Annotated in this window: 11 protein-coding genes and 1 tRNA gene; 8 read left to right on the forward strand and 4 right to left on the reverse strand. The window is 36.3% G+C overall.

Translation table 11 applies throughout. From position 1 onward, the window contains the following. The first annotated feature begins 40 nt into the window (after nt 1-40). Nucleotides 41-4,342 carry a DNA-directed RNA polymerase subunit beta' gene (gene rpoC / locus AC5SR4_RS12150; RefSeq protein ID WP_495356510.1) on the forward strand — a complete coding sequence of 1,434 codons (4,302 nt, stop codon included), beginning with the start codon at nt 41-43 and terminating at the stop codon, nt 4,340-4,342. 157 nt (nt 4,343-4,499) lie between these two features. After that, entirely contained in the window at nt 4,500-4,817 is a 318-nt protein-coding gene (locus AC5SR4_RS12155; RefSeq protein ID WP_495356511.1) for a DUF3467 domain-containing protein, read from the forward strand. Nucleotides 4,818-4,949: 132 nt separating this feature from the next. Here AC5SR4_RS12155 and AC5SR4_RS12160 read toward each other — a convergent pair whose 3' ends face one another. Together AC5SR4_RS12160 and AC5SR4_RS12165 are read right to left on the reverse strand one after the other, a co-directional pair. Continuing rightward, nucleotides 4,950-5,183 (reverse strand): (4Fe-4S)-binding protein, encoded by a 234-nt coding sequence (locus tag AC5SR4_RS12160; protein WP_495356512.1) that lies wholly within the window; start codon nt 5,181-5,183, stop codon nt 4,950-4,952. 140 nt (nt 5,184-5,323) lie between these two features. Beyond that, entirely contained in the window at nt 5,324-6,910 is a 1,587-nt protein-coding gene (locus tag AC5SR4_RS12165; protein WP_495356513.1) for a peptide chain release factor 3, read from the reverse strand. A 120-nt stretch (nt 6,911-7,030) separates the two neighbouring features. Here AC5SR4_RS12165 and idi point away from each other — a divergent pair, with 120 nt between their 5' ends. From idi to AC5SR4_RS12190, 5 genes are all read left to right on the forward strand, one after another. Beyond that, nucleotides 7,031-7,558, forward strand: coding sequence for an isopentenyl-diphosphate Delta-isomerase (gene idi, locus AC5SR4_RS12170; RefSeq protein ID WP_495356514.1), 528 nt, complete (start codon nt 7,031-7,033; stop codon nt 7,556-7,558). Then, nucleotides 7,555-7,965, forward strand: a complete 411-nt coding sequence (locus AC5SR4_RS12175; RefSeq protein WP_495356515.1) for a 6-pyruvoyl trahydropterin synthase family protein — start codon at nt 7,555-7,557, stop codon at nt 7,963-7,965. The genes idi and AC5SR4_RS12175 overlap by 4 nt, the downstream gene beginning before the upstream one ends. Nucleotides 7,966-7,997: 32 nt before the next feature. Next, nucleotides 7,998-8,969 carry a type I phosphomannose isomerase catalytic subunit gene (locus AC5SR4_RS12180; protein WP_495356516.1) on the forward strand — a complete coding sequence of 324 codons (972 nt, stop codon included), beginning with the start codon at nt 7,998-8,000 and terminating at the stop codon, nt 8,967-8,969. A gap of 29 nt (nt 8,970-8,998) precedes the next feature. Next, entirely contained in the window at nt 8,999-9,268 is a 270-nt protein-coding gene (locus AC5SR4_RS12185; RefSeq protein WP_495356517.1) for a hypothetical protein, read from the forward strand. A gap of 62 nt (nt 9,269-9,330) precedes the next feature. Beyond that, nucleotides 9,331-9,404: transfer RNA gene (locus AC5SR4_RS12190), tRNA-Thr, on the forward strand. A 133-nt stretch (nt 9,405-9,537) separates the two neighbouring features. Here AC5SR4_RS12190 and AC5SR4_RS12195 read toward each other — a convergent pair. Next, complete coding sequence (locus AC5SR4_RS12195; protein ID WP_495356518.1) at nt 9,538-10,236, reverse strand: DUF4369 domain-containing protein; 699 nt, start codon at nt 10,234-10,236, stop codon at nt 9,538-9,540. Nucleotides 10,237-10,535: 299 nt separating this feature from the next. Further along, on the reverse strand, nt 10,536-11,240 hold the full coding sequence (locus AC5SR4_RS12200; RefSeq protein ID WP_495356519.1) for a porin family protein: 705 nt from the start codon (nt 11,238-11,240) through the stop codon (nt 10,536-10,538). Nucleotides 11,241-11,796: 556 nt separating this feature from the next. Here AC5SR4_RS12200 and AC5SR4_RS12205 point away from each other — a divergent pair. Next, entirely contained in the window at nt 11,797-12,474 is a 678-nt protein-coding gene (locus AC5SR4_RS12205; RefSeq protein ID WP_495356520.1) for a M15 family metallopeptidase, read from the forward strand. Nucleotides 12,475-12,522 lie beyond the last annotated feature (48 nt).

Raw genomic sequence — 12,522 nt, forward strand, 5'->3', positions numbered from 1 at the left:
ATACCACAGTGACTGAGACTGAGACTGAATACTAGAAAATATGGCAAGAAAACAAGATAAGAATACAGTAAAGAGATTTAATAAAATCTCCATTGGTTTAGCGTCACCAGAATCTATTTTGGCAGAGTCTAGAGGCGAGGTTTTAAAACCAGAAACTATCAATTATCGAACTCATAAACCAGAACGAGATGGTTTATTCTGTGAGCGTATTTTTGGTCCGGTAAAGGATTATGAATGTGCTTGTGGTAAATATAAAAGAATTCGCTACAAAGGGATTGTTTGCGACCGTTGTGGTGTAGAAGTAACCGAAAAGAAAGTACGTCGCGATCGTGTTGGGCATATTAACTTAGTAGTGCCTATTGCACATATCTGGTACTTCCGTTCGTTACCAAATAAAATAGGCTACTTATTGGGCTTACCATCCAAGAAATTGGATATGATTATTTACTACGAACGTTACGTAGTTATTCAGCCTGGTAATGCCAAAAATGAAGAAGGAGAGCCATTACAAAAAATGGATTTCTTAACAGAAGAAGAGTATTTAAATATTCTTGAAACTCTTCCTCAAGACAATCAATATCTAGATGATTCCGATCCTAACAAATTCTTGGCCAAAATGGGTGCCGAGTGTTTAATCGAATTATTGTCTAGAATCGATTTAGAATCCTTATCATACGAATTACGCCATAAAGCCAATACCGAAACGTCTAAACAACGTAAAACAGAAGCTTTAAAGCGTTTACAGGTTGTAGAATCTTTAAGAGAATCTAACAACAATCGTGAAAATCGTCCTGAATGGATGATCATGAAGGTTATCCCCATTATTCCACCAGAATTGCGTCCATTAGTACCACTAGATGGTGGTCGTTTTGCAACGTCCGATTTAAATGATTTATACCGTCGTGTTATTATCCGTAATAACCGTTTAAAGCGTTTAGTAGAGATCAAGGCACCAGAAGTAATTTTACGTAACGAAAAGCGTATGCTTCAGGAGTCTGTAGACTCGTTGTTTGATAACACCAGAAAATCATCTGCTGTAAAAACCGATTCTAACAGACCTTTAAAATCCTTATCCGATTCATTAAAAGGTAAGCAAGGGCGTTTCCGTCAAAACTTACTTGGTAAACGTGTCGATTACTCAGCACGTTCGGTAATTGTTGTTGGTCCAGAATTGAAATTATACGAGTGTGGTTTGCCGAAAAATATGGCGGCCGAACTTTACAAACCTTTTGTAATTAGAAAATTAATTGAAAGAGGTATTGTAAAAACCGTTAAGTCTGCCAAGAAAATTATAGACAAAAGAGAGCCCGTAGTTTGGGATATCCTGGAGAATGTGCTTAAAGGCCATCCAGTATTGCTAAACCGTGCCCCTACCTTACACCGTTTGGGTATTCAGGCATTTCAGCCTAAGTTAATTGAAGGGAAAGCCATTCAATTACACCCCTTGGTATGTACAGCATTTAATGCGGATTTTGATGGAGACCAAATGGCCGTACATTTACCATTGGGGCCAGAAGCTATTTTAGAGTGTCAATTATTAATGTTGGCATCACATAATATCTTAAATCCAGCAAATGGTTCGCCAGTAACTGTACCATCACAGGATATGGTACTGGGGTTATACTACATGACCAAGTTGCGTAAATCTACACCAGAAGCACCAGTAAAGGGAGAAGGTTTAACCTTCTATGCGCCAGAAGAAGTAGAGATTGCGTTTAACGAAAAGCGTGTAGACCTAAATGCAGGTATTAAAGTAAGAACTTTAGATATTAATGAAGATGGTAAGTTGGCACCAACAATTATTGAAACAACGGTTGGTCGTGTACTATTTAACCAGCATGTGCCACAAGCCGCTGGATATATTAACCAAGTACTTACTAAAAAATCATTAAGAGATATTATTGGAAGTATCTTAAAGTATACATCCGTTCCTGAAACGGCTGATTTCTTGGATGCCATTAGAACCTTAGGGTTTAAATTCGCATTCCAAGGCGGATTGTCATTCAGTTTAGGGGATATTATCATACCACCAGAAAAACAAGGTATGATTGATAAAGCCAATGGTTTAGTTGAAGGTATTACTGGTAACTATAACATGGGATTGATTACCAATAACGAGCGTTACAATCAAGTAATAGATATATGGACCTCTACCAATGCTGAGTTAACCGAGTTGTCAATGAAGCGTATTCGCGAAGACCAGCAAGGGTTTAACTCTGTGTTTATGATGTTGGATTCTGGAGCACGTGGATCTAAAGAACAGATCCGTCAGTTAACAGGTATGCGAGGCTTGATGGCTAAACCTAAAAAGTCGAATGCTGGTGGTGGTGAGATTATTGAAAACCCCATTCTTTCTAACTTTAAAGAAGGGCTTTCCATTCTTGAGTACTTTATTTCTACACACGGTGCACGTAAAGGTCTTGCCGATACGGCATTAAAAACGGCCGATGCAGGTTACTTAACACGTCGTTTGGTAGATGTATCACAAGATGTTATTATCAATACTGAAGATTGTGGTACACTTAGAGGGGTAGAAGTAGAGTCGTTAAAGAAAAACGACGAGGTAGTGGAAACCCTTGAAGAAAGAATTGTTGGTCGTGTTGCATTAAATGATGTATATAACCCATTAACCGATGAATTATTGGTTGCTTCAGGACAATTAATTGAAGACGATATAGCTAAAGCCATAGGTGAAACACCAATTGAAACCTTAGAAGTACGTTCGCCATTAACTTGTGAAGCTTTACAAGGTATTTGTGCAAAGTGTTACGGACGTAACCTAGCCACAGGTAAAATGGTACAACGAGGTGAAGCTGTTGGTGTTGTTGCAGCTCAATCTATTGGTGAGCCTGGAACACAGTTAACACTTCGTACATTCCACGTAGGAGGTATTGCTGGTAACATTTCAGAAGAGAATAAATTGGCTGTTAAATTTGATGGTATTGCAGAAATCGAAGATTTAAAAACCGTTAAAGGTCAAGATGGCGAAGGTAATGAAGTTGATATTGTAATCTCTCGTACTACTGAAATTAAGTTGATAGACAAGAAAACAGGTATTACCTTAAGCACCAATAACATCCCTTATGGTTCAACACTTCTAGTTAAAAATGGTTCTGAATTAAAACGTGGTGATGTTGTTTGTACTTGGGATCCATATAATGGAGTTATCATTTCAGAGTTCTCGGGTAAAGTTAAATTCGAAAACATTGAGCAAGGTGTTACCTACCAAGTAGAGATTGATGAGCAAACTGGTTTCCAGGAAAAAGTAATTTCAGAATCCAGAAATAAAAAGCTAATTCCAACCCTACATATTGTAGATGGTAAAGGTAATACCATACGTTCTTATAACTTGCCGGTAGGCTCGCACTTAATGATTAATGATGATGAGAAGATAAGTGTAGGTAAGATTTTAGTTAAAATACCACGTAAGTCGGCTAAAGCAGGTGATATTACTGGTGGTTTACCACGTGTAACCGAGCTGTTCGAGGCACGTAACCCATCTAACCCAGCTGTTGTTAGTGAAATAGATGGTGTGGTATCATTTGGTAAAATCAAGCGTGGTAATCGTGAGATTATTGTAGAGTCTAAGTTAGGTGAAGTTAAAAAATACTTGGTAAAACTATCCAATCAAATTCTTGTTCAAGAAAATGATTATGTAAAAGCAGGTATGCCATTATCAGATGGTTCAATAACACCAGACGATATCTTGAATATTAAAGGCCCATCAGCGGTACAGCAATATTTAGTAAACGAAGTACAAGAGGTATACCGCTTACAGGGTGTAAAGATTAATGATAAACACTTTGAGGTGGTAGTAAGACAAATGATGCGTAAAGTACGAATCATTGATTCTGGAGATACCCTGTTCTTAGAAGATCAACTGGCTCATAAAGCAGATTTCATATTAGAGAATGATGAGATCTTCGGTATGAAAGTTATTGAAGAACCTGGAGATTCTACAACCCTTAAAGCTGGGCAAATTATTTCGCCTCGCGAGTTAAGGGACGAGAATTCTATTTTAAGACGTGAAGACAAGCAGCTTGTAGTAGCCAGGGATGCGAAGCCTGCAACGGCAACACCAATATTACAGGGTATTACAAGAGCATCGCTTCAAACCAAATCATTTATTTCGGCAGCATCGTTCCAAGAAACAACAAAAGTTCTTAATGAAGCAGCAGTAGCTGGTAAAGTAGATGGATTAGAAGGCTTGAAAGAGAATGTTATTGTAGGACATAGAATTCCAGCAGGAACCGGTATGCGTAAGTACAGTGACATTATCGTTGGCTCTAAAGAAGAGTTTGATGAAATGATGCAAGTAAAGCAAGAATTGAATTATAATTAATAAATTCAGAATTCAGAATTTAGAATTCTGAATAAAGTAAGGGCTGTTTAAAAAGGCATTAAAGCTGTTATTGCAAGGGTACAAAGCAATCTTTGTTCCTGATTAATGCAGATCTTAGCCTTTTTAAACAGTCTTTTAATTTTAAATACATCACATTATGGCAGACGAAAAAGACAAACCCAAACAAGGACAAATTAATATTGAATTGGATGAAAAAGTAGCTGATGGTACGTATTCCAACCTAGCCATTATCAATCATTCTGTTTCAGAATTTGTAGTTGATTTTGTAAACATCATGCCTGGTGTTCCAAAAAGTAAGGTAAAATCAAGAATCATCTTAACCCCACAGCACGCTAAACGTTTGTTAAAAGCGTTAGGGGAAAACGTGGCCCGGTTCGAAAGCGCCCATGGTGAAATTAAGGATTACGAGCAACCACCCATTCCTTTGAATTTTGGTCCGACTGGACAAGCGTAACAGTATGATTTTCTTGCCATTTAGAGGGAGACACGACTGAGAAGAATCTCTCTAATAAAAGAAACATTCCATTCAAATGGAAGATTCTTCAATGCAGTCTGAATGACATCTTACTTTGGAAGGTATCCAGAATTAACTAGCTTGTTTTTTACCGTTTTTATAATACTTTAAAGCACCCGACGGACATTTTTTAATTTGTTCAATAACTGCTTCTGTCTCGGCGGCATCTAAATTAATCCACGGGATAATGGAGGTTCTAAAAACTTCAGAAAGTTCTTTTGCACATTTTTCTGCATGAACGCACATGCAGGGCTCGTATGTTACGGTAATGTCCTTGTTACTAAATTTGTTTTTATAAGAATCCATATAGCAATTTACATTTGGGGTTATGGGTATCTATTTTTCAATTTTGGTGCAAAAATAATTGATTATTTTATTAATTTGATATTTTTACACTATAAAATTTATGAATTTAAAATTTAAACCCAAATATAATCGACTATTCGTTAAAATTCCGAGGTGAAATGGAATTTAATGCTCGGATAGGTTTGCTGCGTCATTTGTAATGAAAATGCCGAATCTGCCAGAAACACCAATTGGTTTTGTTTGTCCTTGGCCAAAAAGCGTTGTTTAACGCGTATAAACTCTTTATACTCCTCGGGCTTGGCCCCTTTAGGATCTACCCAACAGGCTTTATGGACATTTAGGTTTTCATAAGTGCACTTGGCACCATATTCATGCTCCAATCGGTATTGAATCACTTCATACTGTAGCGCCCCAACGGTACCAATTACTTTCCGGCCGTTAAGCTCTAGGGTAAATAATTGCGCTACACCTTCGTCCATCAACTGGTCGATGCCCTTGTACAATTGTTTCGATTTTAAAGGGTCGGCATTATTAATATATCTAAAATGCTCTGGTGAAAAGCTAGGTATTCCTTTATAGTTAATGGCTTCGCCCTCGGTTAAGGTATCGCCAATCTTAAAGTTGCCCGTATCGTGCAGGCCTACAATATCACCGGGGTAGGACACATCTACAATTTCTTTTTTTTCAGCAAAAAAGGCATTTGGACTGGAAAATTTTAGGTTTTTGCCATGGCGCACATGCAAATAAGGTTTGTTGCGCTCAAACTTACCCGATACAATTTTTACAAAGGCCAAACGGTCGCGATGGTTAGGATCCATGTTGGCGTGTATTTTAAATACAAAGCCCGTAAATTTGGTTTCGTCGGGCTTTACTAAGCGCTCTTCACTTTGTTTGGGCCTTGGCTTGGGTGCAATATCAATAAAACAATCCAACAGTTCGCGCACCCCAAAATTATTAAGGGCCGATCCAAAGAATACGGGTTGTAATTGACCATCTAGATAAGCCTGTTTATCAAAATCGGGATAAATACCCGTAACCAATTCTATTTCTTCTCTAAGCGTTTGTGCCGATTTGTCGCCAATAAGCATATTGAGTTCAGGAGATTCCAAATCGGAAACCTCAATAGTTTCCTCAATATTCTTACGGCTATCGCCACTAAACAAGTTAATATTCTTTTCCCAAATATTATAGATGCCCTTAAAATCGTAACCCATCCCAATAGGGAAGCTTAATGGCACGACTTTTAAGCCTAATTTTTGTTCCACTTCATCCAATAAATCAAAAGCATCCTTACCCTCTCTATCCATTTTATTGATGAAAACAATCATAGGAATGTTGCGCATACGGCAAACTTCCACCAACTTTTCAGTTTGTTCCTCAACCCCTTTTGCAACATCAATAACCACAATAACACTATCAACAGCCGTTAGGGTTCTAAAGGTGTCTTCGGCAAAATCCTTATGCCCGGGAGTATCCAGAATGTTTATTTTGGTATCATTATATTCAAAAGCTAATACCGACGTAGCCACCGAAATACCACGTTGGCGCTCAATTTCCATAAAGTCGCTCGTAGCCCCTTTTTTAATTTTATTACTTTTTACAGCACCGGCCTCTTGTATGGCACCACCAAATAGCAGTAATTTTTCGGTTAACGTTGTTTTACCAGCATCGGGATGCGAAATAATTCCAAAAGTACGTCGTCTGTTAATTTCCTTTATAAAACTCATAGATATCTTGTGCAAAATGGTTGCAAAGATAACAAGGATTTACATATTACAATTTACTATGAGCGAATTTTAACCCCAGAATGCCCATATTTATATTTAACTTGGTATTTTTGTAGGACTATGATAGAAGAAGAAGTTATCCTTGTAAATGAAAATGACGAGCCTATTGGTACCATGCCCAAAATGGAAGCCCATGAAAAGGCGGTTTTACACAGGGCCTTTTCGGTATTTGTTTTTAATAAGCATAATGAGCTGATGCTGCAACAGCGCGCAGCACATAAGTATCATTCCCCCAATTTATGGACCAATACCTGTTGTAGCCACCAGCGCGTAGGCGAAAGCAATATTGCGGCCGGAAAACGTCGTTTACAAGAGGAAATGGGATTTGTAACCGATTTAGAAGATACCATTTCCTTTATTTATAAAGCACCGTTTGATAACGGGTTGACCGAACACGAGTACGACCATATTTTAATTGGCTATTATGATGACGAACCCCATATTAATCCAGAGGAAGTGGCAAGTTGGAAGTGGATGTCGCTAGATGCTGTAAAACAGGATATTTTAGAACATCCAGAACAGTATACAGCATGGTTTAAAATTATTTTTGATAAATTCTACGAACATATAAACATTACAGAAACATGAAGGTAACCGTTAGTAGAAAAGCACACTTTAATGCCGCACACCGGTTGTATCGTAAGGATTGGACCGACGCTGAGAACGATGCAGTTTTTGGCAAGTGCAACAACCCGCATTTTCATGGCCATAACTACGAGCTTATAGTGAGCGTTACCGGGCCTATTGATCCCGAAACAGGTTATGTAATTGATATTAAAGATTTAAAGGACATTATATACACCGAGGTTGAAACTGCTTTTGACCATAAAAATTTAAACCTGGAAGTACCGGAATTTAAAAACTTAAACCCCACCGCTGAAAATATAGCAGTTGTTATTTACAACAAAATAAAACCTAACTTGGACGCCAAGCTTGATTTGGAAATAACCCTTTTTGAAACCCCACGTAATTTCGTAAGCTATGCAGGGCATTAGGTGTTATAATAGCAAAAACAAAACGAAAACATATGACAGACCCATTGTACCCATTAAAATTCACCCCTATTTTAAAAGATAAGATATGGGGCGGACAAAAACTAAAAACCATATTAAATAAAGACAGCGATTTACCCAATATAGGTGAGAGTTGGGAAATTAGCGATGTAGAGGGAGATACCTCTGTAGTAAGCAATGGTACCTTAAAGGGGCGATCGTTGAAGTCGCTTTTAACCACTTACCAATCGGATTTAATAGGCGTGAAGAATTATAAGGTGTTTCAAGATAAATTTCCACTCCTTATTAAGTTTATTGATGCCAAAGAAGATTTGTCCATTCAACTACACCCTAACGACGAACTGGCTGCAAAACGTCATAACTCCTTTGGGAAAACAGAAATGTGGTACGTGTTTCAGGCCGATACTGATGCTAATCTTATTGTGGGTTTCAATCAAAAAGTAACTCCAGAGATATACTTAAAGCATTTAGAGGATAAAACCCTTACCAGTATTTTAAATTTTGATAAGGTTACAACAGGCGATACCTATTTTATTGAAGTGGGTAGGGTACATGCCATTGGCGCTGGTGTGATGGTTGCAGAAATACAGCAAACCAGTGATATTACTTATAGGGTGTATGATTGGGATCGGGTGGATGACCAAGGGAATGCCCGTGAGCTGCACAATGATTTAGCCATTGATGCCATAGATTTTGATATGGATGATAACTTTAGGGTAACTTATAGCAAAACGCCTAACCAATCTAATGAGATGGTTAGTTGCCCTTATTTTACCACCAATTATTTAGTGGTAACCGCACCTATAAAAAAAGAAAACACACACGATTCTTTCGTGATTTATATGTGTGTAGATGGCAATGCCATTATAGAATGCAACGGTAGTTTTGAAACCATAAAAAAAGGGGAGACTATTTTATTGCCTGCAGCCATTAAGCAATATGAAATTAGTTCTAAAAAAGCGACACTATTAGAAGTTTATGTGTAATTTTGCTCCATAAATTAAATAATATAATTATGGCAAATATTAGAGACCTAAAAAAAGATATAAACTATGTTTTAGGTGATATTATAGAAGCTGTATATGTATGGGAATATGCAAATACAGATAAAGACACCAAAAAGAGCGAAGCAATTATAGATGAAGCCATTGCTACTTTTGATGCATTGATAGCTAAGGTAAACGCAAAGAATATAGAGAACCCAAAAGCGCACTTTAAAGCTATTAGTGCCGAGTTGGAAACCAAAGGAAATGCCTTGATTGAGAAAATCAATAAATTAGGCTAAATTTTTTATTTGGACTGCTTGCAGATTTCAATTTTGCGATTATATTTGCATCCGGTTAAAAAGCCGATGTAGCTCAGCTGGCTAGAGCAGCTGATTTGTAATCAGCAGGTCGTGGGTTCGAGTCCCTCCATCGGCTCAAAAACAAAACCGTTTAGAAAGTAAGTATATCTATCAAGCTGAATTTATTTCAGCTTCTCTTTTTAAGGGAGTAAGATTCTGAAACAAGTTCAGAATGACAGACCAAATAACTTTCTAAACGGTTTTTTATTTTACTCTTCTGTTTCCTTAATTTTATCAATAAACAATTGCAGTTCCTTACCATATTTAGAAGCTTTTACCTTGTCGGTTAAAGCATTGTTAATGGTATCCAATAAATTAATTCGGGCGTTATATATTTCGGTAAGTGCCAAATAGGGCGCCACTTCACTATCTCTGTTATTCAATGCAAAGTTTACGGTAAATAAATAGCGCCTTCTTAATAGGTTGTCCGATTTTATTTGAAAACTATCAATAACAGCCGTATTGCCATCTTTTTTGGCCTCAAAATTTTCCTTTATTAAATCGAGGTTTTGATTGTTAAACCGGCTCATCATTTTTCTGTAATCACTCAATACCTTTTGTTGTTCCGACCCGTTAATCTTGGCATCTATAGTAAAGTTTTTTACCGTGGTGTTGATTTCTGTAATGCCCTTATCAGCAAAAAACGTAATCCTATCTTGCTCCGAACTGTTTTTGTCTAAGTACAAATAGAAAACCTCGGGAGTTTCTATGGCACTGTAGAGTTCAAATTCTGGATTGCCATTCACCACCATGGAATCTACTGTAATAATGGTAGAGTCTTGTAGCTTTTTTAGGTAAACGGTGCCTTTTTTTAGGCCTTTAATATTGGTTTTAACTACTAAATCTGGCTGTTCTTTTTGGCAAGAAAAAACCAATAGGGCCAAGATAAAATAAAAAATGTTTTTCATGAATTGGTATGTTATTTAAAAAGGCAAATATCCTATAATTAAATGTGATATGCTACTCTAGGCATTATTTTCTTGTTTTTCAATTTATACGTTAAATATTTATAAAAATATAATGCAAAGGAAGTGTTTTGGCACAGTAATTGAAACATAATTTATAATTACATTCCACATAAAAAGTTTATAGAGTGGTTACTTTAAACTTTAGAATTGTAATTCATATTTTTGGTTGGTTAGTTAGTAGAAAAGCATCCTGTAAAGGATGCTTTTTTCTTTATGTATTATAGAAGTGTGTTTTATTTCTAATAAGGACAGCCACAACTATTATTCCCTTTAAACAGATCACTTAATTTCATACCATCGGTTCTAAGAATATCAATAAAAAGACTAACACGAAGCATATTGGGCTTATACGATCTTAGGTCGGCTAAATTGGTACCATATGCATTGTAATTTATATCCAGTATTTCTTCTTCAGTTTCATTAGTGCCTTGTTCGTATCGAATATCTAGGCCAAATCGGTTATAACGAAACATGATGCCAACGTTAAAGCTAAGTGTCTTTGTTTCTAAATCTGGTCCACCATCACTATAAGGGGTTACTTGTACCCCATCTAGCTCGGTATCTTTATAAAAATTAAAACTGGGACCAGCGTATATATAAATAGGTTTAAATACTTTAACACCTGCAAGAATGGGTATATCTATTTTAGAAGTACGCCATTTGGCTTTTTTTCTAGGCAACTCATAATTGTTATTTAGGGTTACATAGTTAATTTCGGGCCTTATAAAAAAGCTACCAAATTCTACTGCAACGTAACTACCAAGTTGGTATCCAATTTCTTTATTGGGTTCGTGGTTAATAGCAGGTTCGTTATTATAAGCGCGTTGATAAAGCGTACCAATGGTATTGTTGTTAAGGCCGCCTTTAAATCCAAAGGAATACTCTTGTGCTTGTAGGGCTGATAAAAAGCATACACAAGTGATTAATAGTAGGTTATGTTTCATTTTTTGATGATTTTGGGATCTTCAGGGATTAAAATTAATGTGGGCACTTACCTTATGCACAATTTATTCGTTAAAACGAATTGTTTATTCGATGATACTTTTAAAGGCTCTATAAACGGTAAGTTTATTGGGGTTAAATACACATCAATTTTAAAATACAATAACTTTTATTTTAAAATAGCATCTCTAAAATCATTTTATAATGCTAAAAAGTTTTTTTATTTGGACTTTAAGGCACTGTTTTAAATCGTTTTTAGTGGCGTTGTATCATGTATTTCATCGATATATTAATGTTTTTCATCTTTAAATGTTAAAATTTAATGCATTTCATCGATTTATAGTGTATTTTATCGTTGTAGTATTTTGAATAATTATATATTTGACATGTACTAAATAATATACTTTTTAGTTCAATGGATTAATTAATTAATATTTGCATTATGGTTGTTGGTATAGAGACCCTAAATCTACATCATAATAAAAAGCAAATTGAAAGAAAGCCGAGTTTGAGGGAACTCGGTTTTTTTTATGCCTTATTTTATATACATTAGCTTTTATGTTAGATAAGATAAAGATATTTATTAAATATACCTTTAGTCTTTATTGCACTGTTTTATGGGCTCAATTGCCAGAATCTTTTGTGTATGTGGAAGATGTGATACCGGGTATAGTAGTAGAGTTGCGGTATTTTACTGCCAATAATTTTGTGGGGACACCCATAGATGGTTATCAGGCAAACAAACTTATTTTAACCAAGCAAGCGGCTATGGCCTTACAGCAGGTGCAAAGGGAACTGGAAGCTAACAATTTGTGCTTAAAGGTTTATGATGGGTACCGCCCACAGCGATCGGTCGATCATTTCATTAGATGGGCACAGGATTTAAATGATACGATTAATAAATCTATTTTTTACCCCAATGTTACTAAAGAGAACTTGTTTGTAGAGGAATACATTGCCAGTCGTTCTGGCCACAGTAAGGGTAGTACGGTAGATTTAACCATTATTGATGGTAATACAGGCAAAACTTTAGATATGGGGAGTCCATATGATTTTTTCGGACAGATTTCATGGATAGATTACCAAGCGCTTACCGAAATCCAAAAGGCCCATCGCACATTATTGCAAAATGTTATGTTAAAGCATGGTTTTAAAAACTATCCTAAGGAATGGTGGCATTTTACTTTAAAAGAGGAACCGTTTCCTAATACATATTTTGATTTTCCCGTAAAATAACAAACCTGCTCTTTTAAAAGCAGGTTTAATCGTTTTTTGATTGATCTT

This window comes from Aestuariibaculum scopimerae, assembly GCF_059428085.1.

What these genes read in the sequence shown, in the direction of transcription:
- rpoC (WP_495356510.1), top strand. Translation starts at nt 41, where the DNA reads ATGGCAAGAAAACAAGATAAGAATACAGTAAAGAGATTTAATAAAATC.
- AC5SR4_RS12155 (WP_495356511.1), top strand. Translation starts at nt 4,500, where the DNA reads ATGGCAGACGAAAAAGACAAACCCAAACAAGGACAAATTAATATTGAA.
- AC5SR4_RS12160 (WP_495356512.1), bottom strand. Translation starts at nt 5,183, where the DNA reads ATGGATTCTTATAAAAACAAATTTAGTAACAAGGACATTACCGTAACA.
- AC5SR4_RS12165 (WP_495356513.1), bottom strand. Translation starts at nt 6,910, where the DNA reads ATGAGTTTTATAAAGGAAATTAACAGACGACGTACTTTTGGAATTATT.
- idi (WP_495356514.1), top strand. Translation starts at nt 7,031, where the DNA reads ATGATAGAAGAAGAAGTTATCCTTGTAAATGAAAATGACGAGCCTATT.
- AC5SR4_RS12175 (WP_495356515.1), top strand. Translation starts at nt 7,555, where the DNA reads ATGAAGGTAACCGTTAGTAGAAAAGCACACTTTAATGCCGCACACCGG.
- AC5SR4_RS12180 (WP_495356516.1), top strand. Translation starts at nt 7,998, where the DNA reads ATGACAGACCCATTGTACCCATTAAAATTCACCCCTATTTTAAAAGAT.
- AC5SR4_RS12185 (WP_495356517.1), top strand. Translation starts at nt 8,999, where the DNA reads ATGGCAAATATTAGAGACCTAAAAAAAGATATAAACTATGTTTTAGGT.
- AC5SR4_RS12195 (WP_495356518.1), bottom strand. Translation starts at nt 10,236, where the DNA reads ATGAAAAACATTTTTTATTTTATCTTGGCCCTATTGGTTTTTTCTTGC.
- AC5SR4_RS12200 (WP_495356519.1), bottom strand. Translation starts at nt 11,240, where the DNA reads ATGAAACATAACCTACTATTAATCACTTGTGTATGCTTTTTATCAGCC.
- AC5SR4_RS12205 (WP_495356520.1), top strand. Translation starts at nt 11,797, where the DNA reads ATGTTAGATAAGATAAAGATATTTATTAAATATACCTTTAGTCTTTAT.